Below are 24,784 nucleotides of genomic sequence, written 5' to 3'. Positions count from 1 at the left end.
CGGTTCCGGCGTTCCGCAGAGCGAAACAGCCACTGCTTTCCGCCGTTCCGGCGACCTAGTCTGCTGCTACCGGGGCACGCGTCCGCACCACGTATCCCCGACCGCCGGAGAGCGGGGGCTGCGGCGGAGCTGCCGGGCCCGGAAGGGGGAGGCATGAGCACCACCACCGAGGACACACAGGAATCCGGACACCCCGCGGACAGCGCGGCCCCGCGCCTGCCCCTGCTCGACAGCGGCTGGAACACGTCCTGGACGGTGCCTCCCGCCCGCGCGGGCGCCACCGGACCCGAGCGCATCCGCGACCTCGCCGACAGCGGTTACGCGGCGTTGGCCGTGCCCAGGGAGCTGGGCGGCGCGGGCGAGGGCCTGGTGGGTGTGGCCGCCGCCCAGCGCGCGCTCGGCCGGGTCGACCCCTCGGCGGCGATCGCGCTGAACATGCACGCGTTCACCGTGGGCCTGCTGGCCGACTACTGGCGGCGGCACCGCGACACGAGCTGGATGCTGCTGGAGGGGATCGCGGGCTCCGGCGCGCTGGTCGCGTCCGCGTTCGCCGAACCGGGCGGCAGCCCCAACTTCACGGCCAGCCGCTCCGAGGCCGTCCCCACCACCACGGGCTACCGGGTGACGGGGGTGAAGTTCCCCTGCTCGCTCGCCACCACGGCGACCCTGGTCTGTCTGACCGCCCGGGTCACCGGGACCGAGGAGACGATCCTCGCCCTGGTCCCCCGCTCCTCACCCGGCATGGAGGTCCGGGGCGAGTGGGCCTCCCTCGGCATGACGGACTCCGACACCGCCCGGCTGGTCCTGGACGACGTGGCGGTGGACGACCGGCTCGTCTTCCACCGCGGCCCCGCCGATGTCGTCGACGAGAACGTCATCGCGGGCATGTCCTGGTTCGCGGTGCTGCTGACGGCCACCTACCACGGAGTCCTGAGCGGACTGCTGGACACGGCGTACGAGCAGACGGCCCGGACGGGCGCGTTCGGCCCCAGGACGGCCCTGCTCGGGCGGGCCACCCGGGAGCTGCTGACGCTCGGGGGCGCCTGCCGCCAGCTCGGCACGGACATCGAGTCGGGGACGCTCGGCGGCCCGGCGGCGCTCGCCGCGGCCATGGGGCTGCGTGCCTCGCTCAGCGACACCCGCGACCGGGTGCTGAGCGCCGTCACCCCGGTCATGGGCAGCCGACTGTACGGGCGCGGCCGGCGTGCCGCCGCCCTGCTGCTGGACTCGCTCGCCGTCCATCACCATCCACCGTCCCTGCTGACCTGCGACGAGGCGGTCGGCGCCCACTGCGCGGGGCGCGGGATCAGCTTCGATCCGCCCGGCTGAGCCACCCGTCCCAGCCCGTGCCGTCCAAGCTCGTGCCGTTCCAGCCCATGCCGTCCGAGGAGAGAACAGCCATGCCCCATGTCGAAGTCCATCTGCCGATCAGCGCCCCGGCCGCCGTCGCCTGGGAGGCCGTCAGCCGACTGGAGGACTACGCCACCTATATGCGGAACGTCGAGTCGGTGGCCGTCCTCGGGGAGACGGAGGACGGCACCCGCACCAGCGCCTGGTCCGTGCTGCTCAAGGGATCGGTCCTGGAGTGGGTGGAGGAGGACGAACTCGACCACGAGCGCCGTGTCATGACGTTCACCCAGGTCTCCGGCGACCTCGACGAGTTCACCGGATACTGGCGGGTCGACGCCGAAGGGGACCGGGCCTCCGTGGTCGTCATGTCGGTCGACTTCGAGATCGGCATCCCGCTCCTGGCCGACATGCTCAACCCGGTCGCCGCCCGGGCGCTCCAGGAGAACTGCGAACACATGCTGCGCGCCATCGAACAGCGGGTCACGGTGGGCTCGTGACGGCGTCCCTCCGCATCCTGGTGACCGGTGCCACCGGCGCCGTGGGCAGCGTCGTCCTGCGCGCGCTGACCGCGGCGGGCCACCGGGTGCACGGTGTGAGCCGCCGCGGCGGAGCGGGCCCGCGGCAGCATGTGTGGTGGGCCGGGCGGGAGGAGCCGCCGCCCGCCCTGCGCATCCGGTGGGACGCGGTGGTCCACTGCGCCGCCGACACCCGCTGGAACCTGCCCGACGAGGAGGCCGAGGAGGCCACCGTCCAGCCGCTGCGCGCGGTACTCTCCCTGGCCTCCGCGCACACCCATGTCCTGCATCTGTCCTCGTCCTACGCCACGGGGCTGACGGGCGGTGTCTCCTCGCCGTCCCGGGACGACTACCGCAACTCCTACGAGTGGGCCAAGGCCGCCTCCGAACGCCTGGTGCGCACCGCTCGGGAGGGTGCGGACATCGTGCGCTTCCCCCTGGTCGCCGGTGCCAGGGCCGACGGCGCGCTCGACCGCTACAGCGGCTTCTTCTGGCTGCCCGCGGCGCTGTGCAGCGGCGCGATACCCGCCCTGGTGGCGGCGGAGAAGGGGCTGGTCGACATGGTCAGCACCGACGACGTGGCCGCGCATGTCACCCGGCTCGTCGCCGATGGCCGGCCCGCCCGGCACCGGCTGACGATCCTGGGACGCGGAGAGCGGGCCCCTCGGGTCCGGGAGATCTTCGACAGCATGCGGGACACCCTCAACTCCTGGCGCTCCGCACACGGTGTCCCGCCCCTGGACCGGCTGCCCTCCGTCACCCCCGAGCAGTGGAACCGCTTCCACCGCCCCTTCGCCGAGCAGTATCTGGACCGCGCTCAACTCCTGCGGATCGCCGCCTTCCAGGTGTACCAGGGCTATTTGTCGGTGACGGAGCCCTTCGACGTCACCCATCAGGTCCCGGACATGGAGCAGACGATCGTCCGCTCGGTGCGGCGCTGGGCCGACACCCATCGCAGAGCCGCCGCCCGGATTCCGCAGCCGTGGTACGACCGCCGCACCGCGTCGGCGGGGAGCAGCCGCGGCTCCTGACCCCTGGACGCGGATGTCTGGCGTTACCGCATCTCCGCGAAGGAAGCACCCTGAGCACAGCCCGGCGGGCCGGCAGAAGGAACGCCCGGGCGGGCCCCGCTCGCGCGGGGCCCGCTTCGGTGCACGGGTGCGGGGCATCGGCGCGGGCGGTCCCGCGTCTCCTTCGGATGTGCTCAGGAATTATCGAGAAGAATTCCGGAACGGATATTCTGGCGCCATAGTTCATAGGCGGGCAGCGAGCCGGATTCCCGGCCCGCCACGGAACTGTCGTCCGCGAGCCGTACCGCCGCCTCGACCGTGAGACCGGTCAGCGCGGCGGTCGCGGCATGGGTGTGCTCGGGCACCGTCCCGGCGTAGTCGCGCGCCTTGGCGGCGAACACCGCGCCCTGGGCGAGGTGTTCCCCGTACCCCGCCGCCGCGTCGCGCAGGGTCCGGAGCTGCTCCGGGGCGCAGCAGCCGGCGAAGGTCGCGGCGAGCCCGACACCGCTCCACAGATCCGCCCGGCGATGCGTGGAGAAACGTTCCACCGCAGGGGCGACCCGGGAGACATCGGCCCCGTGGATGAACCACAGGGCCCGCCCGATGCCCTGGTCCACGGCGCGCGGGAAGTAGTCGGGCGCCCCCTCCCAGGGGTACGGATCGGGTACCCGCTGCTCGTTCACCCAGCGCCGGGTGTGGAAGTAGGCGAGATCGAATCCGTATCCGTCCACGGCCAGCCAGCTCATGACGGGGTAGTAGTCGGAGCCCGTGAGATCGGGCAGGACCTTCTTCCACAGGACCCGCGGCAGCCGGGCCATCGCGAAGCCGATACCGATGTAGTTGAGGAAGACATGCTGCCGGGCGGGGCCGCGCAGCAGCTCGGCCGCCCGACGGCCGCGCCCGGGGCCCATGGCGTCACGGATCGTCAGGGCCATGGTGGCGCCCTCGTAGACAAAGCCGCGCAGCTCCGGCTCGACCAGCAGGGTGCGGCGCTCGGTCTCCCAGGTGCCGCGTGTGTCGATCGCCCACTCGAAGCCGCAGACCACGGCCTGCGGGATCGCTTCCAGCCGACGGGTCAGCTCCGTCGGCGGGACGCCGAACCCCCGTGCGGAGAAACCGACCTCCGCCAAGGGCGGTGCCATCAGAAGCCTGCGCAGCGATCCGAGCGCGGTCGGCATGGTCTCCCCCTGTCCTCGACATGGCGCCGCCTGGTCCGGTAGCGGCCATTCCATGGTCGGACCGCGTGGCCGAACGGGCATCCTCCCCCGTGCGCTTCTCGGGACGGAGGGCCCGGCCGGTCCGTACCCGGGCCGGGACCGGCGGTCGCGCATCCGGGCGCGGCGCGGACGGACCGGCCCGGACGGACCGGCGCGGATGCGCCCCGGCGCACCCGCCGAAGCGAACGGACGGCCGAGGATCGCGACAACACCCCGGCGCGGAGCGGCTTCCGCCCGATACTGGTCGTCCGGGTGTCCCGCCGGGACATCCGCGTCCGGCCGCAGCGGCCCGACGCTCCGGCCCCGCGCCACGCGGTGCGGGGGGGGGCAGCCTGCCGAGCCACCGAGGAGAGTCAGTTGAGGATGCTCATCAACGTCCCGGAGACCGTGGTCCCCGACGCGCTGCGGGGCATGGCCGCGGCCCACCCCGAGCTGACCGTGGACGTGGAGAACCGGGTGATCCTGCGGAGGGACGCCCCGGTGGCCGGGAAGGTGGGGCTGGTCTCCGGGGGCGGCTCGGGGCACGAGCCCCTGCACGGCGGGTTCGTGGGGCCCGGGATGCTCTCCGCCGCCTGTCCCGGGGAGGTGTTCACGAGTCCGGTGCCGACGCAGATGGTGCGGGCGGCGGCGGCCGTGGACAGCGGGCAGGGGGTGCTGTTCGTCGTCAAGAACTACACGGGCGACGTCCTCAACTTCGACATGGCCGCCGAACTCGCCGAGGAGGAGGGCGTACGGCTGGCCAAGGTGCTCGTCGACGACGATGTCGCGGTCGCCGACAGCACGTTCACCGCCGGGCGGCGGGGCACGGGCGCCACGCTCTTCGTGGAGAAGATCGCGGGGGCCGCCGCCGAGGAGGGCGCGCCGCTGGAGCAGGTGGCGGCCGTGGCACGGCGGGTGAACGAGCGCTCCCGCAGCTTCGGGGTGGCGCTCGGCGCGGTCACCACCCCGGCCCTGGGGAAGCCCACCTTCGACCTGCCGCCCGGTGAGCTGGAGTTGGGCATCGGCATCCACGGGGAACCCGGCCGGGAGCGGCGGGCGATGATGACCTCGCGGGAGATCGCGGACTACTCCGTGGACACCGTCCTGGAGGACCGGCGGCCGACCGGACCGGTGCTGCTGCTCGTCAACGGCATGGGCGCGACCCCGCTGCTCGAACTGTACGGCTTCGCCGCGGAGGTGCACCGGCGGCTGGCCGAACGCGGGGTGGCCGTCGCCCGTACCCTCGTCGGGAACTATGTGACCTCGCTCGACATGGCGGGCTGCTCCGTGACGCTCTGCCAGGCCGATGAGGAGCTGCTGCGGCTGTGGGACGCCCCCGTGCGGACCGCCGCGCTCCGCTGGGGCCGCTGAACCGCCGGGACCATCGACCGCAGGGAGTTCATGTGCTCGACACCGATTTCTTCCGCCGCTGGCTGACCCTCTGTGCCGGGTCCGTGGAACGGGAGGCACCACGGCTGACGGAGCTGGACGCGGCGATCGGCGACGCCGACCACGGCGCCAATCTCCGGCGCGGGTTCGCGGCGGTGACGGCGGCGCTGGACCGGGACGCGCCCGGCAGCCCGGGCGCGGTGCTGCTGCTCGCCGGGCGGCAGCTCATCGCGACCGTCGGCGGGGCCTCCGGGCCGCTGTACGGGACGCTGCTGCGGAGCGCCGGGAAGGCGCTCGGCGACGCGCCGGAGGTGACCCCGGCGGAGCTGGCCGCGGCGCTGCGGGAGGGGGTGACGGCGGTGGCGGGGCTCGGCGGGGCGCGCCCCGGGGACAAGACCATGCTGGACGCGCTGGAACCGGCGGTCGTGGCCCTGGCCGGGGCACCCGAGGCGTTCGGCCGTGCTGCCGCCGCCGCGGCGGAGGGCGCCCTCGCGACGGTGCCGATGCGGGCCCGCAAGGGCAGGGCGAGCTATCTCGGCGAGCGGAGCATGGGGCATCAGGACCCCGGGGCCACCTCGTCCGCCCTGCTCGTCGCCGCGCTCGCCGAGGCGGAGCGGACGGAGGGGGAAGCGCCATGAGAGAGGTGCCAGGGGTGACGGAGGCGACAGGGGTGGCAGGAATGACAGGGAACGCAGAATTCCGGCCGGTCGGCATCGTACTGGTCTCCCACAGCGGTGACGTCGCCCGCGCCGTCGCCGCGATGGCCCAGGGGCTCGCGGGCGGCGGCGCGCTCGCCCCGATCGCCGCGGCGGGCGGTACCCCGGACGGCGGCCTGGGCACCAGCGCGGAGCTGATCGCCCGCGCGGCGGCGGACGTCGACCGGGGCGCGGGGGTCGCCGTCCTGGTCGACCTGGGCAGCGCGGTCCTCACGGTCAAGGCCCTGCTCGCCGAGGGCTACGACCTCCCCTCCGGCACCCGCCTGGTGGACGCGCCCCTGGTGGAGGGCGCGGTCGGGGCCCTGGTCGCCGCGTCGGCGGGCGCGGACCTCGACGCCGTGGCCCGGGCCGCGGCGGAGGCGTACGAGTACCGGAAGACCTGACGGCCCGGCCCGGGCGGACGCCTGCGGGGGTACCGGGCCCTGGCGGCGCGAGGGGCACCCGGTCCGGCGGAGCGCATCGCCCGGCGGAGGGGCGTGGTGCGTTCGGCGGAGGGGCGTGGTGCGTTCGGCCCCCTTGGAGTGGCAGGGGTCCGCGAGCACTTCTAGCGTCGATTCCGCTGCGGGGCTTTGCCTACCACAGGGGAGTTGTCGCCATGCGTGCCGCCATATGTGCCGCGTCCCTCGCCGGGACCGCCGTGTTCGCGCTGAGCACCCCGGCGGCGGGCGCCGCCGGGGACGTCCGGGTCCCGGGCGCGGGGAGTGCCGTCACGTCCTTCGGGTTCGCCGTCACCCCGCGGTCCGCCGCGCCGGGCGGCACCGTCACCCTGACGGCCACCGAGTGCGGCGCGCCCGCCGTGACCGTGTCGTCGGCGGCGTTCGGGACGGTGACCCTCGATCTGGGGCTGCCCGCGACGGCCACGGTGCTGCCGAGCGCCAGGCCCGGCGCGCGGTACGGCGTCACGTTCGACTGCGCCGGTGAGAAGGGCACCGCCACGCTGGACGTCCGGCGGGCCGGGTCCGTTCCGGCCGTCGGGGAACGGTCGGCGGCCGACAGGACGGAGGACACCCCGGTGCCGGGCGCCGAGGACCCGGGAACGGGGCCGGGGACACTGCCGCAGGAGCCGCCGGACGAGCCGGGCGGGCCGCCTCAGGAGCAGCCGGAGCGGCAGGGGGCTGACGGCACCGAGGATCTGGACGGGCTCGGAGGACCGGACGGGCCGGACGGACTCGAAGGACTGGACGGACTGGACGGACTCGAAGAGCTCGGCGGACTCGAAGGGCTCGGTGGGCTGGAGGGCATCGGCGGACCCGCCGAGGTCCCGGAACCCGGTGGCGGAGGCCATGAAGAGCCCGGTGGCGGCCAGGAGGAGCCCGGCGGCAGTCGCGTCGGCCCCGGCGCGCGGGAGCCCGGCGCGCCCCTGAAGCCCGGCGGCGGGGTGCGGGCGGGTGACGGCGGAAGCGCCGGCGGCCCCGGCCCGGTGCGGACCGCGATCGGTTCCGCCCTGGTCGTGGGCGTCGTCGGCGGCGGCACCCTGCTGCTGTACCGCCGCCGTACCGCGAACGGCCGCTGAGGGGCATGGCCCGCCCCGTCCCCGGGCGCGGCACGGCGTTCACCCTGCTGTCCCTGCTCCTGCTCGGCGTGTTCCTGCTGCGGCCGGGCCCCGCCGGGCCACCGGCCCCGCGCCCCGAGCTCGCCCGGCCGGAACGGTCCGCCGCCGCGCTGCCTCCCGCCGCGGGACCGCTCCCCCGCTCCGTGCCCCGGCGGCTGGCGATCCCCTCGCTCGGCCTCGACACCGCGCTCGTCCCCGTCGGTCTGGACCGGAACCGCCAGATCCAGCCACCGCCGCCGGACGACAGCGGCCCTGCGGGCTGGTACGCGGGGGCGGCGGCGCCCGGGGAGCGCGGTACAGCCGTCGTCGTGGGCCATGTCGACTCCCCCACGGGCCCGGCCGTCTTCCATCTGCTGGGCTCACTGGCGCGGAACAGCCGGATCGAGATCGCCCGGGAGGACGGCGCCACGGCGGTCTTCGCCGTCGACCGCGTCGAGACCCACCCGCGGCACGGCTTTCCCGCCGAACGGGTCTACCGCGACGGGCCGCGGCCCGAGCTTCGGCTGATCACCTGCGGGGGCCGCTACACGGAGCGCGGCGGCTACGACAGCAACATCGTCGTCCGGGCCCGGCTGCTCCCGCCAGACCTGGCCGGGAACAGACGGTGATGGAGCCCTTCCGCGGGCCCGGAGCACCGTGGTCGGCACACCGCTGTCAGTGCCCACCGGCACACTGAAGGGCATGTCCGCACCTCGACGTCTGTGCCCGGTCTGCCGCCGTGAGATCGCCGTTGTCGCCGGCCGGTACGCCCGCCATGATCCGGCTCCCCGCCGCGCCGGGGCGGCCGAGCTGGTCTCCTGTCCCGGTTCACGGCGGCAGGCACCGCACGACCCCGCCCTCCGGCCGACGCTGGACGGGTCGGCGCCGACGGGGCCGCCGGGACAGCTCCCCCTGTTCTGACCGTTCCGGCCGGTCTGATCGTTCCAGCCGCCCGGGCCGTGTCCCTCCATGGGGCGGGTACGCGACAGATCGCCTGCTCACCCGGTAGATTGGTCTACACCATTGCGCTGCCCGAGACGCACCCAGAGACAGGGATCTTCGTGGAAGTTGTCATCGTTCCGGACGCCGCCGCCGGCGGCGAGCTGATCGCCGAGGCCATGGCCGACCTGCTGCGCCGCAAGCCCGATGCCCTGCTGGGGGTGGCCACGGGGTCCACCCCGCTGCCGATCTACGAAGCCCTCGCCGCCAAGGTGCGCGCCGCCGAGGTGGACGCCTCCCGGGCCCGGATATGCCAGCTCGACGAGTATGTCGGGCTGCCCTTCGGACACCCCGAGTCGTACCGTTCCGTGGTGCTGCGCGAGGTCGTCGAGCCGCTGGGGCTGCCGGAGTCCTCGTTCCTGGGCCCCGACGGCACCACCGACGACGTGGCCGCCGCCTGCGCGGCGTACGACAGCGCGCTCGCCGGGGCGGGCGGCGTCGACCTCCAGCTCCTGGGCATCGGCACCGACGGCCACATCGGCTTCAACGAGCCCTGCTCCTCGCTCGCCTCGCGCACCCGCATCAAGACGCTGACCGAGCAGACCCGCCAGGACAACGCCCGGTTCTTCGACAGCCCGGACGAGGTCCCGCACCATGTGATCACCCAGGGCATCGGCACCATCCTGGAGGCCCGCCACCTGGTGCTGCTGGCCACCGGCGCGGCCAAGGCCGAGGCCGTGGCGCTCGCCGTGGAGGGACCGCTCTCGGCGCTGGTGCCCGCCTCCGCGCTCCAGCTCCACGCGCACGCCACGGTCGTGGTCGACGAGGCCGCCGCCTCCCGGCTGAAGCTCGCCGACTACTTCCGCGCGACCTGGGCCGCCAAGCCCGACTGGCAGGGCATCTGAGCCTCAAGCCGGTAGCCGGTAGCCGGTAGCCGAAGGGCACCGGGCGGAGCGGCGGCCCCGTTCCCGCCCGGTGCCCCCGCTCCGCCCGTCCCGTCACTCCGCCCGGTCCCTGCCGTACCAGAGCGTGGTGACATTGCAGAACTCACGGATGCCCTGGCCCGCCAGCTCCCTGCCGTAGCCGGAGCGCTTGACCCCGCCGAAGGGGAAGGCGGGGTGCGAGGCGGTCATCCCGTTGAAGTAGACCCCGCCCGCCTCGATGTCCCGGGCGAACCGTTCCGTCTCGCCCGGGTCCCGGGTCCAGACGTTGGAGCTGAGCCCGAAGGGTGTGTCGTTCGCGAGGGCGACCGCCTCGTCCGCGCTGTGCACCCGGTGGACGGTGGCGACGGGCCCGAAGGTCTCCTCCCGGCGGATGCGCATCCCCGGGTCGACCCCGGTGACGACGGTGGGCTCGTAGAACCAGCCCCGGTCCCGGCCCGGTGGGCGCCGTCCCCCGGTGAGCACCCTGGCGCCCCGTTCGACGGCGTCGTCCACCAGCGCCTCCAGCTCGGTCCTGCCCTGTTCCAGGGCGAGCGGCCCGACATCGGTGGACTCCTCCAGCGGATCTCCGACGGTCAGCGCGCGCATGCCGGCCGTGAAACGCTCGCAGAAGGCGTCGTGGACATCGCTGTGGACGAGGAACCGCTTGGCGGCGATGCAGGACTGGCCGTTGTTCTGCGTCCGGGCGGTGACGGCGGTGTCGGCGGCCCGTGCCACGTCGGCGGACGGCATCACGATGTACGGGTCGCTGCCGCCCAGCTCCAGCACGGTCTTCTTGACCTCGTCGCCCGCGATGGCCGCGACCGAGCGTCCGGCGGGCTCGCTGCCGGTGAGGGTCGCGGCGGCCACCCGGGGGTCCCGCAGCACCCCCTCGACCGCGCGGGAGCCGATCAGCAGGGTCTGGAAGCACCCCTCGGGCCAGCCCGCCCGCCGGAACAGGTCCTCCAGGTACAGGGCCGTCTGCGGAACGTTGGACGCGTGCTTGAGCAGTCCGGTGTTGCCCGCCATCAGGGCGGGCGCGGCGAAGCGGACGACCTGCCAGAGGGGGAAGTTCCAGGGCATGACGGCGAGGACGACACCGAGGGGGCGGTGGCGCACCACGACCCGCGCCGCCCCCGAGTCCTCGGTGTCGGCGGGGGACGGGTACCCGTCGGCGAGGAGGTCCGGCGCGTGCTCCGCGTACCAGCGCATCGCCTTCGCGCACTTGGCGGCCTCGGCACGGGCGGCGGCCACCGGCTTGCCCATCTCCAGGGTCATGGTGCGGGCGATGTCCTCGCGGTCGTGGTCGAGGAGTTCGGCGGTGCGCGTGAGCAGCCGGGAGCGCGTGGCGAAGCCGGTGGTGCGGTGCTCCTCGAAGGCGGACCGGGCCCGTGCGATCCGCTCTTCGAGCGCCCGCGCGCCCAGCGGCTCGAAGGTCCGCAGGGTCTCCCCGGTGGCCGGGTTCACCGTGGCGATGGGCATGACGGTCCTCATCTCGCAGTCGGCGGAAACAGGGTCGGTGGCAACGCGCGGTCGGCGGCAACGCGGTCGGCGGGTACGCGGCCGATGGAGGCGCGGCCGCCGGGTGGGTACACGGCCGCCGGGAGCACGGGCGGCGGGAGCACGGGCGGCGGGCACCCGGCCGCCGGCCGCGGCTCAGCCCACCGGCGCCGATCTGCCGCTCTCCAGCCGGAGCTGTACGTCCTTCTCCTGGTCGCCCGCGGCCATTCCCTCGTCGTGGACGACGAAGGCCGCCGCCAGGGCCTCCCGCAGCCGGTCCACCGCCCAGTACCCGCCCTGGATCTCGGCCTCGACGGGCGCGGTGAGCCGCACCGGACCGGAGGTCGGGCAGTCCCCGGTGACGTCGAAGGTCGCGGTCCAGACCGTCGTCCGTCCCTCGGACGCATAGGCGGGGGCGTCGTCGTCGGCGCGGTCGGACCGGTACGTCCGGCTCAGCACATGGAAGACGGCGTCGGCGTCCTCCCGGGCACAGCCGGCGATGGTCACCACGACCGGCGAGGCGGGCTGCTGACTGCTGTTCACCGTGCGTACCTCGCTCTCCGTGCGGCGGGGGCGGCGGGGGCCGGGCGGCGGTACCCGGAGCGTGCCGCCCCTCCCAGGCTCACCCCGGGCCGGGCGGGGTGCACGTCGGCGGCGGGCCGTACGGCCCAACGGGCGCGCACGGCGCCGCCGAGTGCGGGCGGCGCTCAGCGGGCGCGTGGCCGGGGAACACGGGCGGGGCGGCGGGCCGCGTTGCGCCGGGGGGCGAAGACCCCGCCCCACACTCCGGTGCGCTGTCCGGTGCGCTTCGCCCAGTCGAGGCAGTCCTGCACCACCGGGCAGCGTTCGCACACCTTCCGCGCGCGGGCCACCTGTTCGGCGCCGGGGCCGCTGCCGCTGACCGGGAAGAACAGCTCCGGATCTTCGTCCGCACAGGCCGCGGCGCGTTGCCAGGCCATGGCGTCCCGGCCGGCCGCGGTGTCGGGGCCCGCGGTGCGGGGTCGTTCCTGGGGTCGGCGCACGGTTGCTCCTGATCGTCGAGTGGTCGTCGGGTCCGATGGGCGGCGGGTACCCACCACCCTCGGAATGAACGGATCGACACGGAGAACGGCTCAGCGGTGTGTTGTTCCGGCCATCGGTGGCGTCCGCCGCCGACGCGCGTCCCCCGCCCCGTTCCGCCGCGTCCGCCCCGGGAGGCCCTGGGGCGGCCGATGGTGGCGGCGGGGCTGTGCGCCACCCCGCTGGGCCTGACGATGCCGCCCACCGCCCCGGCGTACGCGCGGATCCCACGGCGGTACGGACCCCGGGCGGCGCTGCCGCCCGGCAGGGCGGTGCCGGCCGTGGGCCACGGCGCGGGCACCGTGCCGATGCGCGCGGTCCGCCCCACGGTGAGGGTCCCGGTGGTCATCGGCCCGGGCGTCGGATTCGCGTACTCCGCGCTGCCCGCGCCGGTCACCTCGGCGGTCGACCCACCGGGACCGGCGCCGCCCATGGGCCGAACGCGCTGACGCGCCCGGTCGGCACCCCGGTGTCGAGCGCCGTCGGCGCATGGTGCCGGGCCGGGACCGCCGGGACCCCGGACGGAGTGGCGGTGCCGGGCCTGGAGGGGCCGCGGATCTCCTTCGCGCCGACCGCAGCGGCGGTGGCCGCGGCCATGGTGTGCACGCTCTTCCTCCCCGCGCGCCATCGGGCCCGGCCCCCGGCGCCCGCCCCGGCCGGGGACCCGGGACCGGTCCGTCCGGCGGCGCGCGCCACGGGCGGCGGCCGGGCGGCACCGGGGCCGCGCCGGGCCGCCCGGGCAGGCACAGCGGCTCCGGCAGTCCGCCCCGCCGCCGGGCCGCGCGATGCCGCACCCGGCGTCCACCGGGCCCGCCCGGGTCGCTGTGCCGTGCTGCGGCTGCCGCCGGGGCCGCCACCGGGCCGGGCCGCACGGAACAGGCCGCACGGAACGGGCCGGGCCGCACGGAACAGGGCCGCCGGGCAGGCCCCGCTCCGGTACGTCCGGCGCCCTCCACCGGGCCGCCGCAGGGCCGCGCCGGGCCGCCGGGCCGGGCGCGCGTCAGAGGCGCCGGTTGGCCAGAACGGGGATCTGACGGCGTACGGACTCCACCTCGGCCGGGTCCACCTCGGCGATCAGCAGCCCGGGCGCCTCGTCCAGCCGGGCGCGTACGGTGCCGTCGGGGGCGACCAGGGCGCTGTGGCCGATTCCGGTGGGTGCCTTGGGCGGTACGGGCAGACCGGAGGCCGCCGGATCGGCCTGGCCGACGGCCGCGACCCAGAGGGTGGCGTCCAGCGCCCGGGCCCGCACCAGCAGCTCCCACTGCTCGCGCTTGCCGGGGCCCGCGCCCCAGGACGCGGGCAGCACCGTGAGGGCGCAACCGGCGTCCGCGTGTGCCCGGAACAGCTCGGGGAAGCGGACGTCGTAGCAGGTCGCGAGGCCGACCCGGACGCCGTCCACGAGAACGGTGACCACCTTCGACCCGGCGGCCACGGTCGCGGACTCCGTGAAGCCGAAGGCGTCGAACAGATGGATCTTGTCGTAGGCGGCCTCGACCCCGGGTCCGGTGGCGAGCAGCGTGTTGGTGACCTTCCCGTCGGCCGCCGGGGTGAACATCCCGGCCACCACGGTCACCGACGCCTCGGCGGCGATCCGGCGCACCTCCTCGGCCCAGGGCCCGTCGAGCGGTTCGGCCAGCGGCGCCAGCCGGGTGCCGAAGGAGGCCATGGTGGCCTCGGGGAAGACGACGAGACGGGCCCCGGCGTCCGCCGCGCGGCGGGTCCGCTCCCGGACGGCGGCGAGGTTCCGCGCGGGGTCGGGTCCGGTGGTGAGCTGGCTCAGAGCGATACGCATGGGTGTCCTCGGGGTGTGGGATCGGCGTGCCCGGCGCCTCCATGGTCGCGCCCGGCGGCGGCGGACGGACCGCCGGGGCCCGTGGGCCTCCCCCGGCGCGCCCCGGGCGGACCGCGCGGCCCCGCTCCGGCGCGTCCGGCGCCCCCCACCGGGCCGCCGCGGCGCCGCGCCGGGCCCATGACGTCCCGGGTTAGTCCAATCCTGAATGTGGATCAAGTCCCCCCATGGGTCGGTTAGCTCACAGCCTGCGCCTCTCCCGGCGCTTTACGTGGATGTCCTAGCATCCGGGCATGACGGTCCTCCCCGACGACGGGTTCCCCCTGGCCGCCGACTTCCCCGACACCTCCCACGACGAGTGGCGGCGGCTGGTCGCCGGAGTGCTGCGCAGAGCGGGCCGGGAGTTGGACGGCGCGGAGGCCGAGCAGGCGCTGTCCACGGCGCTGGAGGACGGGATCACCACCCTGCCCCTGTACACGGCGGAGCCCGCCGGGGGCGCCCCGCGCACCGGCTACCCGGGGTCCGCCCCGTTCACCCGGGGCGGCCGGGCCGAGGGCTCGGTCGTCCAGGGCTGGGACGTGCGCCAGCGCCACGACCGCCCCGATCCGCTGCGGACCCGGGACGCGGCCCTCGCCGACCTGGAGAACGGCGTCACGTCCCTCTGGCTGACCGCCGGTTCCGCCGGGCTGCCGGTGGCCTCGCTCGCCACCGCCGTCGACGGTGTCCTCCTCGACCTCGCCCCCGTGGTCCTGGACGCCGGGGAGGAGTTCGAGGAGGCGGGCCGGGAGTGGCTGCGCATCCTCGACGAACAGGGCGTCGAGGGCGCGCGCGGCAATCTGGGCGCCGATCCGCTGGGGCACGCGGCGAGGGCCGCCGTGTCCCCCGCCGTCCCCGACCGGATCGCCGCCGCCGTCGAGCTGGCCCGGATCTGCGACCGGCGCGCGGACGGGCTGCGCGCGGTCACCGTCGACGCGCTGCCCTACCACGAGGCGGGCGGCAGCGCGGCGCAGGAGCTGGGGTGCGCGCTCGCGACCGGGGTCCTCTGGCTGCGCGAGCTGACGGCGGCCGGGCTGAGCGCCCCGGCGGCCCTCGGGCAACTGGAGTTCCGGTACGCGGCCACCGCCGACCAGTTCCTGACGATCGCCAAGCTGCGGGCGGCCCGGCGGCTGTGGGCCCGGGTCGCCGGGGTCTGCGGCGCGCCCGCCGCCGGGGCGCAGCTCCAGCACGCGGTCACCTCGCCGGTGATGATGACCCGGCGCGACCCCTGGGTGAACATGCTCCGCACCACCGTGGCCTCGCTCGCCGCCGGGGTCGGCGGCGCGGACGCGGTCACGGTGCTGCCGTTCGACCACGCGATCGGGCTGCCGGACGACTTCGCCCGCAGGGTCGCGCGGAACACCTCCACGATCCTGATCGAGGAGGCCCATGTCGCCCGGGTCATGGACCCCGCGGGCGGCTCCTGGTACGTGGAACGGCTCACCGAGGAGCTGGCGCACGCCGCCTGGGAGTGGTTCCAGGAGATCGAGCGCGTGGGCGGCCAGGTCTCGGCGCTCCGCTCGGGCCTGGTCGCGGAGACGGTCGGCGCCACCTGGGAGGCGCGTTCCCAGCGGCTCGCCCGGCGCCGTGAACCGGTCACCGGGGTCAGTGAGTTCCCGCTGCTCGCGGAGGCGCCGCTGGAGCGCGACCCGGCTCCCGAGGGGCCCCGGGGCGGGCTGCCCCGGGTCCGCCGGGACGAGGCGTTCGAGGCGCTGCGGGCCCGTTCCGACGCGCATCTGGCGGCCACGGGCTCCCGGCCCCGGATCTTCCTGGCGGCGCTGGGACCGGCCTCGGCCCACACCGCGCGGGTGACGTTCGCGTCGAACCTCTTCCAGGCGGGCGGGATCGAGCCGGTCCACGACCCGGTGTCGGTGGACGCCGCGTCGGCCGCCGCCGCGTTCGCCGCGAGCGGGGCGGAGCTGGCCTGCGTCTGCTCGTCGGACGCGCTCTACGCCGAGCAGGCCGCCGCGGTCGCCGAGGCCCTGAAGGCGGCGGGCGCGCGCCGCGTCCATCTGGCGGGCCGGCGCCCCGAGGACCCGCCGGCCGCCGTCGACGCGTATGTGTTCGCGGGCGGGGACGCCGTCGCCGTCCTCGGCTCCGCGCTGGATCTGATCGGAGTGGCGCGATGAGCAGTGTTCCGGACTTCTCCGAGATCCCGCTGGACCCGGGCACGGGCGGGGCGCGCGGCGGGAACGGGGCGGACGTCCCCGGCGCGGAGGAGCAGTGGCGTACGGCGGTGAAGGAGGCCACCGGACTCGCGCCCGACGCCCTGCGGTGGGAGACCCCCGAGGGCATCGGGGTGAAGCCGCTCTACACCGGCCGCGACCTCGCCGGGCTCGACTTCCTGGACACCTTCCCGGGCACCGCCCCCTTTCTGCGCGGCCCGTATCCGACGATGTATGTGAACCAGCCGTGGACGGTCCGCCAGTACGCCGGGTTCTCCACCGCCGAGGAGTCCAACGCGTTCTACCGGCGGAATCTGGCCGCGGGCCAGAAGGGCCTGTCGGTGGCGTTCGACCTGCCGACCCACCGCGGCTACGACAGCGACCACCCCCGGGTGACGGGCGACGTCGGCATGGCCGGGGTCGCCATCGACTCGATCCTCGACATGCGGCAGCTCTTCGACGGGATTCCGCTGGACCGGATGACGGTGTCGATGACGATGAACGGCGCGGTGCTGCCGGTGCTCGCGCTGTACATCGTGGCCGCGGAGGAGCAGGGCGTACCGCCGGAGAAGCTCGCGGGGACCATCCAGAACGACATCCTCAAGGAGTTCATGGTCCGCAACACGTATATCTATCCGCCCGCGCCGTCGATGCGGATCATCTCGGACATCTTCGCCTTCACCTCGCGGCGGATGCCCCGCTACAACTCCATCTCGATCTCCGGCTACCACATACAGGAGGCCGGGGCGACGGCCGATCTGGAGCTGGCGTACACCCTCGCCGACGGTCTGGAGTATCTGCGCGCGGGCATCGGCGCGGGCCTGGACGTCGACGCGTTCGCCCCCCGGCTCTCGTTCTTCTGGGCGATCGGGATGAACTTCTTCATGGAGGTCGCCAAGTTGCGGGCGGCCCGGCTGCTGTGGGCGAAGCTGGTGCGGACCTTCGGCCCCGAGAACCCCAAGTCGCTGTCGCTGCGGACGCACAGCCAGACCTCGGGCTGGTCGCTGACCGCGCAGGACGTCTTCAACAACGTCACCCGCACCTGTGTGGAGGCGATGGCGGCGACCCAGGGCCACACCCAGTCCCTGCACACCAACGCCCTGGACGAGGCGCTGGCGCTGCCCACGGACTTCTCGGCGCGGATCGCGCGCAATACGCAGCTCCTGCTCCAGCAGGAGTCGGGCACCTGCCGGGTGATCGACCCCTGGGGCGGCAGCGCGTACGTGGAGCGGCTGACGCACGATCTGGCGCGGCGGGCCTGGCGGCACATCGAGGAGGTCGAGGCCGCCGGGGGCATGGCGAAGGCGATCGACGCGGGCATCCCCAAGCTGCGGGTCGAGGAGGCGGCGGCGCGCACCCAGGCACGCATCGACTCCGGGCGGCAGCCCGTCGTCGGGGTGAACAAGTACCGGGTGGAGTCCGACGAGCAGATCGAGGTCCTGAAGGTCGACAACTCCTCCGTCCGCGAACGGCAGATCGCCAAGTTGCGCCGGCTGCGCGCGGAGCGGGACGAGACGGCGTGTCGGGCGGCGCTGGAGGCGCTGACCTCGGCCGCCGGGCGGGGCGCGGGGCCGGACCTCGACGGCAATCTGCTGGCGCTGGCGGTGGACGCGGCCCGCGCGAAGGCCACCGTCGGCGAGATCTCGGCCGCGCTGGAGCGGGTGTACGGGCGGCACGCGGGGCAGATCCGTACGATCTCGGGTGTGTACCGGAACGAGGCGGGCGCGTCGCCCGCGGTGGAGCGGACCCGGGCCCTGGTCGCGGAGTTCGAGGAGGCGGAGGGCCGCCGTCCGAGAATCCTCGTCGCCAAGATGGGGCAGGACGGGCACGACCGGGGCCAGAAGGTGATCGCCACCGCCTTCGCGGATCTGGGGTTCGACGTCGATGTGGGCCCGCTGTTCCAGACGCCGGGCGAGGTGGCCCGGCAGGCCGTGGAGGCCGATGTGCACGTGGTCGGGGTCTCCTCGCTGGCGGCGGGGCATCTGACGCTGGTGCCCGCGCTCCGGGAGGAACTGGCCGCCGAGGGGCGCGAGGACATCATGATCGTGGTGGGCGGTGTGATCCCGCCGCAGGACGTCCCCGCGCTGCGGGAGGCGGGGGCCGCCGCGGTGTTCCCGCCGGGCACGGTGATCCCGGACGCCGCGTACGAGCTGGTGCGGACCCTGGCCGCCACGCTCGGCCACGAGCCGGGCGGCACGGTCGCCGACGGCCCCGGTGCCGCGTCCCGTCCCGGCTCCGGCACCGATCCCGACACCGGTCCCGGTGCCCCGCCCGGCTCCGGCTCCGGCTCCGGCTCCGGCTCCGGCTCCGGCGATGGTCTCGGCCAGGACACCGGCCACGACACCGGCCACGAGCGGTAGTCCATGCCGCGCACCATCGACATCGACGGCTATGTCCGCGGCGTACGGGCGGGCTCCCGGGCCCAGGTGGCGCGGGCGATCACCCTGGTGGAGTCGGTCCGGCCGGACCACCGGGCGCTGGCGCAGCGGATGCTGACCCGGCTGCTGCCCGCCTCCGGCGGCGCGGTCCGGGTGGGGATCAGCGGGGTCCCCGGGGTGGGGAAGTCCACCTTCATCGACGCGCTGGGCACCTCGCTGACCGCGCGCGGCCACCGGGTGGCGGTGCTCGCGGTGGACCCGTCCTCCAGCCGCACCGGCGGCTCCATCCTCGGCGACAAGACCCGGATGGAGCGGCTGGCGACCGATCCGGCGGCCTTCGTCCGGCCCTCCCCCACCTCCGGCACCCTGGGCGGGGTGGCCCGCGCCACCCGGGAGAGCATCGTCGTGATGGAGGCCGCCGGGTACGACGTGGTGCTGGTGGAGACGGTCGGTGTCGGCCAGTCGGAGACCGCCGTGGCCCAGATGGTCGACACCTTTCTGCTGCTGACGCTGGCGCGGACCGGGGACCAGCTCCAGGGGATCAAGAAGGGCGTCCTGGAACTGGCCGATGTGATCGCCGTCAACAAGGCCGACGGCCCGCAGGAGCGGGAGTCCCGGGCGGCGGCCCGCGAGCTGGCGGGGGCGCTGCGGCTGATGCACCCGGCGGACGCGGCGTGGACTCCCCCGGTGCTGTCGTGCAGCGCCCGTGAGTCCACCGGACTGGACGCGGTCTGGGAACGGGTGGAGCGCCACCGGGCGCTGCTGGACTCCACGGGGCGGCTGGCGGCCAAGCGCCGGGAGCAGCAGATCGACTGGACCTGGTCGATGGTCCACGACGAGTTGCGGGATCTGCTGCGGTCCCATCCGGGGGTGCGCGCGCTCGCCCCCGTCCTGGAGCGGCGGGTCCGGGACGGGGAGCTGACGGCGACGCTGGCGGCGGAGCGCATCCTCGCGGCCTTCCGCGGCGCCCCGGACCCGGACACGGCCCCGTCCGGAGGGGACGGGAACGGGACGGGCTAGCGTGCCCCCATGGATACCGCACCGCAGTCCACCTGTCTGACCTGGCAGATCCTCGACAGCCAGGGTCTGGAGACGGCCTGGGTCACCTCCGGCCCCGGGTGGCTGGCGGCCCGGGGCCGGGCCGTCGGGACCGTCCCGGAGCCGTACTGGACCACGTACGCGCTGCGCACCGGGCCCGAACCGGGACCGGGACCGGGCGGTGGAGTGTCGACGGGGTCGCGCGGCCGGATCTGGACGGTGCTCTCGACTGCGATCTGGGGCTGTGCCCGCTCACCAACAGCATGCCCGTGCTGCGGCACCGGCTGCACCGGGAGCCCGGTGAGCGGGAGTTCCTGATGGCGTGGGTCCAGGTGCCCGAGCTGACCGTGCGCCCGTCCCCGCAGCGGTACACCCGGCTGGGGCCCGCCGCGGACGGCGGTGCGCTGATCCGTTACACGTCCGGGGAGTTTCAGCGGGACATCACGGTCGACAGGGACGGATTCGTGGTCGACTATCCCGGTCTGGCCCGGCGGATCGGTCCGGCGCACGGCTGAGTCCGGGCGCCGTTTCCGGCCGGTGCCCGGGGTGCCCCACCCGTCCGGTGCGCTTCACGGCCCGTCCCCTGGGTACTGCTGGGACGTACGAGGACACACCGCACGGTGGCACGGTGCGACGGCGGGAGAGAGCGGGAGAGATGAGGCTCACCATCCTGGGCGGCGGCGGTTTCCGGCTGCCGCTGGTGTACGGGGCGCTGCTCGGCGACCGCGGGCCGGGCCGGGTCACCCGGGTGGTGCTGCACGACGTGGACCGGGGCCGGCTCTCCGCGATCGTCCGGGTCCTCGCCGACCAGGCGGCCGGTGTCCCGGACGCGCCCGAGGTCACGGCGACGACGGATCTCGACGAGGCGCTGCGCGGCGCCGACTTCGTCTTCTCGGCGATCCGGGTGGGCGGTCTCGCGGGCCGGGCGGCGGACGAGCGGGTGGCGCTGGCGGAAGGCGTCCTGGGGCAGGAGACGGTCGGCGCGGGCGGTATCGCCTACGGTCTGCGGACCGTGCCGGTCGCGGAGGAGATCGCCCGCCGGGTGGCCCGGCTGGCGCCCCGCGCCTGGGTCATCAACTTCACCAACCCGGCGGGCCTGGTCACCGAGGCGATGTCCCGGGAGCTGGGCGACCGGGTGATCGGGATCTGCGACTCGCCGGTGGGCCTGGGGCGGCGGGCGGCCCGCGCCCTCGGTGTGGACCCGGACACGGCCTGGTTCGACTACGCGGGCCTCAACCACCTCGGCTGGCTGCGGGGCGTACGGGTGGCGGGCCGGGACGAGCTGCCCCGGCTGCTCGCCGACACCGGGCGGCTGGACTCCTTCGAGGAGGGGCGGCTCTTCGGCCCGGAGTGGATTCGCGCGCTGGGCGCGATCCCCAACGAGTATCTGCACTACTACTACTTCAACCGGGAGACGGTCCGCGCCTACCGGACGGCGGAGCGGACCCGGGGGGCGTTCCTCCAGGAGCAGCAGGCCGCCTTCTACGCGGCGCTGGAGCGGCCGGACGCCCCGGCGCTCCAGACCTGGGACCGGACCCGCGCGGAGCGCGAGGCCACCTATATGGCGCACAACCGGGAGGCGGCGGGGGCGGGCGAGCGCGACGAACGGGACCTGGAGTCGGGCGGCTACGAGAAGGTGGCCCTCGCCCTGATGCGGGCGATCGCGCACGACCGGCGCACGACGCTCGTCCTCGACGTCCGCAACCGGGGCGCGCTGCCGGCGCTGGACGGGGACGCGGTGGTCGAGGTCCCCTGTCTGGTCGACGCCAACGGGGCGCACCCGGTCGCCGTGTCCCCGCTGCCGGACCACGCCACCGGTCTGGTGTGCGCGGTCAAGGCGGTGGAGCGGGAGGTGCTGGAGGCGGCGCGCGGCCGGTCGCGGGCGCGGGCGGTCACGGCCTTCGCCCTGCACCCCCTGGTGGACTCGGTGACCGTGGCCCGCAGGCTGGTCGACGCGTACACCGCCGTCCACCCCGGCCTGGGATATCTGCGCTGATCCGCACAGGGTCCACGACCGGCCCGGACGGTTTTGAGCAGGCCCCCGCGGACCTCCGTGGATTCCCGCGGGGGCCTCGGGGCCGCGGACGACACACGGAGGTGTCGATTGCACGACGAACGCCGCCGGATCGAGGACCGGGTGGATCGGGTCCTCCTCCAGCGCATCCAGCCCGCCGTCCACGCCGATTCCGTCCCGCTGGAGCTGACCTTCTGGCAGGCGCCGGGCGAGCCGGTGCCGTTCGCCCGGGCGGCGGCCCAGCCGTTCGCGCCGTTCACGACGGGCACCGCGTGGGGCCCGCCGTGGGGCACCACCTGGTTCCGGGCCCGGGGCACCGTGCCCGAGGGGTGGGCGGGCCGCCGGGTGGAGGCCGTCTTCGACCTGGGGTTCACCCGCGCGGGGCCCGGCTTCCAGGCGGAGGCCCTGGTGCACACCCCCGAGGGCGCCCCGCTGAAGGCCGTCAACCCGCTCAACCGGCACATCCCGGTGGCCCGCCCGGCGGCCGGGGGCGAACGGGTCGATCTGCTGCTGGAGGCCGCCTCCAACCCGGACATCCTCGGCCAGGGCTTCGTCCCGACCCCGCTGGGGGACCCCGGGACGGCGGGGAACGAGCCGCTCCATGTCTTCCGGAGCGCCGATCTCGCGGTCCTGGACGAGGAGGTGTGGCATCTGTCCCTCGATCTCGCGGTGCTGCGCGAACTGATGGCGGAGCTGGGCGGGCACGAGCCGCGCCACCATGAGCTGCTGCTCGCCGTGGACCGGGCGCTCGACGCCGTGGACCTGGACGACATCCCCGGTTCGGCGGCGGCGGCGCGGGCGGTGCTGCGCCCGGCGCTGGAGCGGCCCGCGCACACGGGCGCCCACACCCTGTCGGGGGTGGGCCACGCCCATATCGACAGCGCCTGGCTGTGGCCGGTCCGGGAGACCAAGCGGAAGGCGGCGCGGACCTTCGCCAATGTGACGGCGCTGGGCGAGGAGTACGGGGAGCTGGTCTTCGCCTGCTCGCAGGCCCAGCAGTACGCCTGGGTGCGGGAGGAGTACCCGGGGGTGTGGGAGCGCGTCCGGGAGGCCGTGGCGGCGGGCCGGTTCGCCCCGGTGGGCGGGATGTGGGTCGAGTCGGACGGGAACCTGCCCGGCGGGGAGGCGCTGGCCCGGCAGTTCGTCCACGGCAAGCGCTTCTTCCTGGAGCACTTCGGCATCGAGACCACGGGGGTGTGGCTGCCGGACTCCTTCGGCTACACCGCCGCCTTCCCGCAGCTCGCGAAGCTGGCCGGGAACGAGTGGTTCCTGACGCAGAAGATGTCCTGGAACCAGACCAACCGGCTGCCCCACCACACCTTCTGGTGGGAGGGCGTCGACGGCTCGCGGATCTTCACCCACTTCCCTCCCGTGGACACCTACAACGCCGAGTTCACCGGCCGCGAGGTGGCCCACGCCGTCCGCAACCACCGGGACAAGGGCGGCAGCAACCGCTCCCTGGTCCCGTTCGGGCACGGCGACGGCGGCGGCGGGCCGACCCGGGAGATGATGGAGCGGGCCCGGCGGCTGGCCGACCTGGACGGCTCCGCGCGGGTGCGGATCGAGCACCCGGACGCCTTCTTCGCCGCCGCGCGGGCCGAGTACCCCGACGCCCCGGTCTGGTCGGGCGAGATGTATCTGGAGCTGCACCGCGCCACCTACACCAGTCAGGCCCGGACCAAACAGGGCAACCGGCGCAGCGAGCATCTGCTGCGCGAGACGGAGCTGTGGGCGACGGCAGCCGCGCTGCGCTCCGGCTCGTACGCCTATCCGTACGAGGAGCTGGACCGGCTGTGGAAGACGGTGCTGCTGCACCAGTTCCACGACATCCTGCCGGGGTCGTCGATCGCCTGGGTGCACCGGGAGGCGGAGGCCGAGTACGCGCGGGTCGCGGCGGAGCTGGAGGAGCTGACGGGGCGGGCGCTGACGGCGCTGGGGCCGGGCGGGCCCCGGGTCTTCAACACCTCGCCGTACGACCGCGCCGAGGTGGTGCGCACCCCGGACGGGCCGGTGTACACGGAGGTCCCGGCGGGCGGCAGCGCCCCGCTGGGGGCGGCCCCGGCCGGTCCCCGTCCGGTGACGGCCGGTGACGGGGTCCTCGACAACGGTCTGGTGCGGGTGGAGTTCGCCCCGGACGGCACGCTCGCGTCGGTCCGCGATCTGACGGCCGGGCGGGAGGTGCTGGCCGGGCCCGGGAATCTGCTGCGGCTCCACAGCGATCTGCCCAACCGCTGGGACGCCTGGGACGTCGACCGGCACTATCAGAACCGCTGGACCGATCTGACGGCGGCGGACGCGGTCACCGTCACCGAGCGGGGGCCGCTGATCGGCGCGGTGCGCGTCGAGCGCTCGTTCGGCCGGGGCTCCCGGATCGTCCAGACCGTGACGGTCCGCGCGGGCAGCAGGCGGATCGACGTGGAGACCGAGATCGACTGGCACGAGTCGGAGAAGCTCCTCAAGGCGGCCTTCCCGGTCGATCTGCGGACCGGGCACTCCACGGCGGAGATCCAGTTCGGGCATGTGGAACGGCCCCTGCACACCAACACGAGCTGGGAGGCGGCCCGCTTCGAGGTCTTCCAGCACCGCTGGGTGCACATCGGCGAGCCGGGGCGGCCGGGGTACGGGGTCGCGGTGATCAACGACGCGACCTACGGGCACGACGTCACCCGCACCACCCGGGAGGACGGCGGGACGACGACGACCGTACGGCTGAGTCTGGTGCGCGCGCCCCGGGTGCCGGACCCGGGGGCCGACCAGGGGCGCCACCGCTTCGTCTACGCCCTGCTGCCGGGGGCGACCGTGGCCGACGCGGTGGCCGAGGGGTACGCGCTCAATCTGCCGCTGCGGGTGGCGCCCGCCGGGGACCCGGGGGAACCGGTGGTGAGCAGCGGCCACCCCGCGGTGACCGTGGAGGCGGTGAAGCTCGCCGACGACGGCTCCGGCGATGTCGTCGTCCGGCTCTACGAGAGTCTGGGCGGCCGGGCCGGGACCGTGCTGAGGACCGGTTTCCCCGTGGCCTCCGCCGTGGTCACGGATCTGCTGGAGCGCCCGCTCGGCGAGGAGCCGCCCGCCCTCGCGGAGGGCGGCGGGGTGCGGGTCGCGCTGCGGCCGTTCCAGATCCTGACCCTGCGGCTGTCCCGGGCCTGAGCCGCGCCGCCGGTACGGCCCGGGGCCACACCCCGGGCCGTACCGGCGCCGTACTCCGGTTGCGAACGGTGGCCCGCGGCGTTCCACGCCTT

23 protein-coding genes are annotated in these 24,784 nt (G+C 75.1%); 18 read left to right on the top strand and 5 right to left on the bottom strand.

Annotated features, from left to right (window positions below; genetic code table 11):
• Positions 1–153 precede the first annotated feature (153 nt).
• From CRV15_RS27015 to CRV15_RS27005, 3 genes are all read left to right on the top strand, one after another.
• Positions 154–1,329, top strand: a complete 1,176-nt coding sequence (locus tag CRV15_RS27015) for an acyl-CoA dehydrogenase family protein (protein ID WP_003959365.1) — start codon at positions 154–156, stop codon at positions 1,327–1,329.
• A 71-nt stretch (positions 1,330–1,400) separates the two neighbouring features.
• Positions 1,401–1,847, top strand: coding sequence for a type II toxin-antitoxin system RatA family toxin (locus CRV15_RS27010; RefSeq protein ID WP_009995190.1), 447 nt, complete (start codon positions 1,401–1,403; stop codon positions 1,845–1,847).
• The gene (locus CRV15_RS27005) at positions 1,844–2,896 is read left to right on the top strand and encodes an NAD-dependent epimerase/dehydratase family protein (RefSeq protein ID WP_003959367.1); all 1,053 of its coding nucleotides are present in this window, start codon (positions 1,844–1,846) and stop codon (positions 2,894–2,896) included. The genes CRV15_RS27010 and CRV15_RS27005 overlap by 4 nt, the downstream gene beginning before the upstream one ends.
• Before the next feature lie 173 nt (positions 2,897–3,069).
• Here CRV15_RS27005 and CRV15_RS27000 read toward each other — a convergent pair whose 3' ends face one another.
• Positions 3,070–4,053 carry a DUF1702 family protein gene (locus CRV15_RS27000; protein ID WP_009995193.1) on the bottom strand — a complete coding sequence of 328 codons (984 nt, stop codon included), beginning with the start codon at positions 4,051–4,053 and terminating at the stop codon, positions 3,070–3,072.
• Positions 4,054–4,449: 396 nt separating this feature from the next.
• On the opposite strand from CRV15_RS27000, the gene dhaK reads away from it, so the two are divergent.
• The 7 genes from dhaK (at position 4,450) to nagB (ending at position 9,551) form a co-directional block, all read left to right on the top strand.
• Positions 4,450–5,442, top strand: a complete 993-nt coding sequence (gene dhaK / locus CRV15_RS26995) for a dihydroxyacetone kinase subunit DhaK (RefSeq protein WP_029182814.1) — start codon at positions 4,450–4,452, stop codon at positions 5,440–5,442.
• A 32-nt stretch (positions 5,443–5,474) separates the two neighbouring features.
• Positions 5,475–6,098: a dihydroxyacetone kinase subunit DhaL gene (gene dhaL / locus CRV15_RS26990; protein ID WP_003959370.1), complete on the top strand. Its 624-nt coding sequence runs from the start codon at positions 5,475–5,477 to the stop codon at positions 6,096–6,098.
• Between the two features lie 41 nt (positions 6,099–6,139).
• Positions 6,140–6,559 carry a PTS-dependent dihydroxyacetone kinase phosphotransferase subunit DhaM gene (locus tag CRV15_RS26985; protein WP_009995197.1) on the top strand — a complete coding sequence of 140 codons (420 nt, stop codon included), beginning with the start codon at positions 6,140–6,142 and terminating at the stop codon, positions 6,557–6,559.
• Positions 6,560–6,771: 212 nt separating this feature from the next.
• Positions 6,772–7,689, top strand: a complete 918-nt coding sequence (locus CRV15_RS26980; protein WP_003959372.1) for a hypothetical protein — start codon at positions 6,772–6,774, stop codon at positions 7,687–7,689.
• 5 nt (positions 7,690–7,694) lie between these two features.
• A complete protein-coding gene (locus CRV15_RS26975) occupies positions 7,695–8,336 on the top strand; it encodes a class F sortase (RefSeq protein ID WP_003959373.1) in 642 nt (213 codons plus the stop codon).
• A gap of 73 nt (positions 8,337–8,409) precedes the next feature.
• Positions 8,410–8,628, top strand: coding sequence for a hypothetical protein (locus CRV15_RS26970; RefSeq protein ID WP_003959374.1), 219 nt, complete (start codon positions 8,410–8,412; stop codon positions 8,626–8,628).
• A 140-nt stretch (positions 8,629–8,768) separates the two neighbouring features.
• A complete protein-coding gene (nagB, locus tag CRV15_RS26965; protein ID WP_009995200.1) occupies positions 8,769–9,551 on the top strand; it encodes a glucosamine-6-phosphate deaminase in 783 nt (260 codons plus the stop codon).
• Positions 9,552–9,644: 93 nt separating this feature from the next.
• Here the strand turns inward: nagB and CRV15_RS26960 are convergent, their stop codons facing one another.
• From CRV15_RS26960 to CRV15_RS37475, 3 genes are all read right to left on the bottom strand, one after another.
• Positions 9,645–11,048: an NADP-dependent succinic semialdehyde dehydrogenase gene (locus tag CRV15_RS26960; RefSeq protein WP_009995201.1), complete on the bottom strand. Its 1,404-nt coding sequence runs from the start codon at positions 11,046–11,048 to the stop codon at positions 9,645–9,647.
• A gap of 174 nt (positions 11,049–11,222) precedes the next feature.
• On the bottom strand, positions 11,223–11,609 hold the full coding sequence (locus tag CRV15_RS26955) for a hypothetical protein (RefSeq protein ID WP_009995202.1): 387 nt from the start codon (positions 11,607–11,609) through the stop codon (positions 11,223–11,225).
• Between the two features lie 164 nt (positions 11,610–11,773).
• The gene (locus tag CRV15_RS37475; RefSeq protein ID WP_003959378.1) at positions 11,774–12,025 is read right to left on the bottom strand and encodes a WhiB family transcriptional regulator; all 252 of its coding nucleotides are present in this window, start codon (positions 12,023–12,025) and stop codon (positions 11,774–11,776) included.
• 252 nt (positions 12,026–12,277) lie between these two features.
• Between CRV15_RS37475 and CRV15_RS26945 the strand changes: the two genes are divergently transcribed.
• Entirely contained in the window at positions 12,278–12,574 is a 297-nt protein-coding gene (locus CRV15_RS26945; protein WP_009995206.1) for an MFS transporter, read from the top strand.
• A gap of 551 nt (positions 12,575–13,125) precedes the next feature.
• Here CRV15_RS26945 and CRV15_RS26940 read toward each other — a convergent pair.
• Positions 13,126–13,917 (bottom strand): carbon-nitrogen hydrolase family protein, encoded by a 792-nt coding sequence (locus CRV15_RS26940; protein ID WP_009995208.1) that lies wholly within the window; start codon positions 13,915–13,917, stop codon positions 13,126–13,128.
• 290 nt (positions 13,918–14,207) lie between these two features.
• Here CRV15_RS26940 and CRV15_RS26930 point away from each other — a divergent pair, with 290 nt between their 5' ends.
• The 7 genes from CRV15_RS26930 (at position 14,208) to CRV15_RS26905 (ending at position 24,692) form a co-directional block, all read left to right on the top strand.
• Positions 14,208–16,079, top strand: a complete 1,872-nt coding sequence (locus CRV15_RS26930) for a methylmalonyl-CoA mutase subunit beta (protein WP_003959381.1) — start codon at positions 14,208–14,210, stop codon at positions 16,077–16,079.
• Complete coding sequence (scpA, locus tag CRV15_RS26925; RefSeq protein ID WP_003959382.1) at positions 16,076–18,475, top strand: methylmalonyl-CoA mutase; 2,400 nt, start codon at positions 16,076–16,078, stop codon at positions 18,473–18,475. Before CRV15_RS26930 ends, scpA begins: the two co-directional genes overlap by 4 nt.
• 3 nt (positions 18,476–18,478) lie before the next feature.
• Positions 18,479–19,513: a methylmalonyl Co-A mutase-associated GTPase MeaB gene (gene meaB, locus CRV15_RS26920; RefSeq protein ID WP_003959383.1), complete on the top strand. Its 1,035-nt coding sequence runs from the start codon at positions 18,479–18,481 to the stop codon at positions 19,511–19,513.
• A 9-nt stretch (positions 19,514–19,522) separates the two neighbouring features.
• Positions 19,523–19,849, top strand: a complete 327-nt coding sequence (locus CRV15_RS36900) for a putative glycolipid-binding domain-containing protein (RefSeq protein ID WP_165364530.1) — start codon at positions 19,523–19,525, stop codon at positions 19,847–19,849.
• The gene (locus CRV15_RS36895; RefSeq protein ID WP_230864203.1) at positions 19,744–20,046 is read left to right on the top strand and encodes a putative glycolipid-binding domain-containing protein; all 303 of its coding nucleotides are present in this window, start codon (positions 19,744–19,746) and stop codon (positions 20,044–20,046) included. Before CRV15_RS36900 ends, CRV15_RS36895 begins: the two co-directional genes overlap by 106 nt.
• A gap of 140 nt (positions 20,047–20,186) precedes the next feature.
• Positions 20,187–21,527, top strand: coding sequence for a 6-phospho-beta-glucosidase (locus tag CRV15_RS26910; RefSeq protein WP_009995212.1), 1,341 nt, complete (start codon positions 20,187–20,189; stop codon positions 21,525–21,527).
• Positions 21,528–21,635: 108 nt separating this feature from the next.
• The gene (locus CRV15_RS26905; protein ID WP_009995213.1) at positions 21,636–24,692 is read left to right on the top strand and encodes an alpha-mannosidase; all 3,057 of its coding nucleotides are present in this window, start codon (positions 21,636–21,638) and stop codon (positions 24,690–24,692) included.
• Positions 24,693–24,784 lie beyond the last annotated feature (92 nt).

Origin of the sequence: Streptomyces clavuligerus (assembly GCF_005519465.1) — a bacterium.
Classification (GTDB): Bacteria; Actinomycetota; Actinomycetes; order Streptomycetales; family Streptomycetaceae; genus Streptomyces; species Streptomyces clavuligerus.
This window is presented reverse-complemented; position numbering and strand designations above follow the sequence as displayed.

What these genes read in the sequence shown, in the direction of transcription:
- CRV15_RS27000 (WP_009995193.1), bottom strand. Translation starts at nt 4,053, where the DNA reads ATGCCGACCGCGCTCGGATCGCTGCGCAGGCTTCTGATGGCACCGCCC.
- CRV15_RS26985 (WP_009995197.1), top strand. Translation starts at nt 6,140, where the DNA reads ATGACAGGGAACGCAGAATTCCGGCCGGTCGGCATCGTACTGGTCTCC.
- CRV15_RS26910 (WP_009995212.1), top strand. Translation starts at nt 20,187, where the DNA reads ATGAGGCTCACCATCCTGGGCGGCGGCGGTTTCCGGCTGCCGCTGGTG.
- CRV15_RS27010 (WP_009995190.1), top strand. Translation starts at nt 1,401, where the DNA reads ATGCCCCATGTCGAAGTCCATCTGCCGATCAGCGCCCCGGCCGCCGTC.
- meaB (WP_003959383.1), top strand. Translation starts at nt 18,479, where the DNA reads ATGCCGCGCACCATCGACATCGACGGCTATGTCCGCGGCGTACGGGCG.
- CRV15_RS26945 (WP_009995206.1), top strand. Translation starts at nt 12,278, where the DNA reads ATGGTGGCGGCGGGGCTGTGCGCCACCCCGCTGGGCCTGACGATGCCG.
- CRV15_RS37475 (WP_003959378.1), bottom strand. Translation starts at nt 12,025, where the DNA reads ATGGCCTGGCAACGCGCCGCGGCCTGTGCGGACGAAGATCCGGAGCTG.
- scpA (WP_003959382.1), top strand. Translation starts at nt 16,076, where the DNA reads ATGAGCAGTGTTCCGGACTTCTCCGAGATCCCGCTGGACCCGGGCACG.
- CRV15_RS26980 (WP_003959372.1), top strand. Translation starts at nt 6,772, where the DNA reads ATGCGTGCCGCCATATGTGCCGCGTCCCTCGCCGGGACCGCCGTGTTC.
- CRV15_RS26940 (WP_009995208.1), bottom strand. Translation starts at nt 13,917, where the DNA reads ATGCGTATCGCTCTGAGCCAGCTCACCACCGGACCCGACCCCGCGCGG.
- CRV15_RS26975 (WP_003959373.1), top strand. Translation starts at nt 7,695, where the DNA reads ATGGCCCGCCCCGTCCCCGGGCGCGGCACGGCGTTCACCCTGCTGTCC.
- CRV15_RS36900 (WP_165364530.1), top strand. Translation starts at nt 19,523, where the DNA reads ATGGATACCGCACCGCAGTCCACCTGTCTGACCTGGCAGATCCTCGAC.
- CRV15_RS26930 (WP_003959381.1), top strand. Translation starts at nt 14,208, where the DNA reads ATGACGGTCCTCCCCGACGACGGGTTCCCCCTGGCCGCCGACTTCCCC.
- CRV15_RS26960 (WP_009995201.1), bottom strand. Translation starts at nt 11,048, where the DNA reads ATGCCCATCGCCACGGTGAACCCGGCCACCGGGGAGACCCTGCGGACC.
- CRV15_RS26970 (WP_003959374.1), top strand. Translation starts at nt 8,410, where the DNA reads ATGTCCGCACCTCGACGTCTGTGCCCGGTCTGCCGCCGTGAGATCGCC.
- CRV15_RS27015 (WP_003959365.1), top strand. Translation starts at nt 154, where the DNA reads ATGAGCACCACCACCGAGGACACACAGGAATCCGGACACCCCGCGGAC.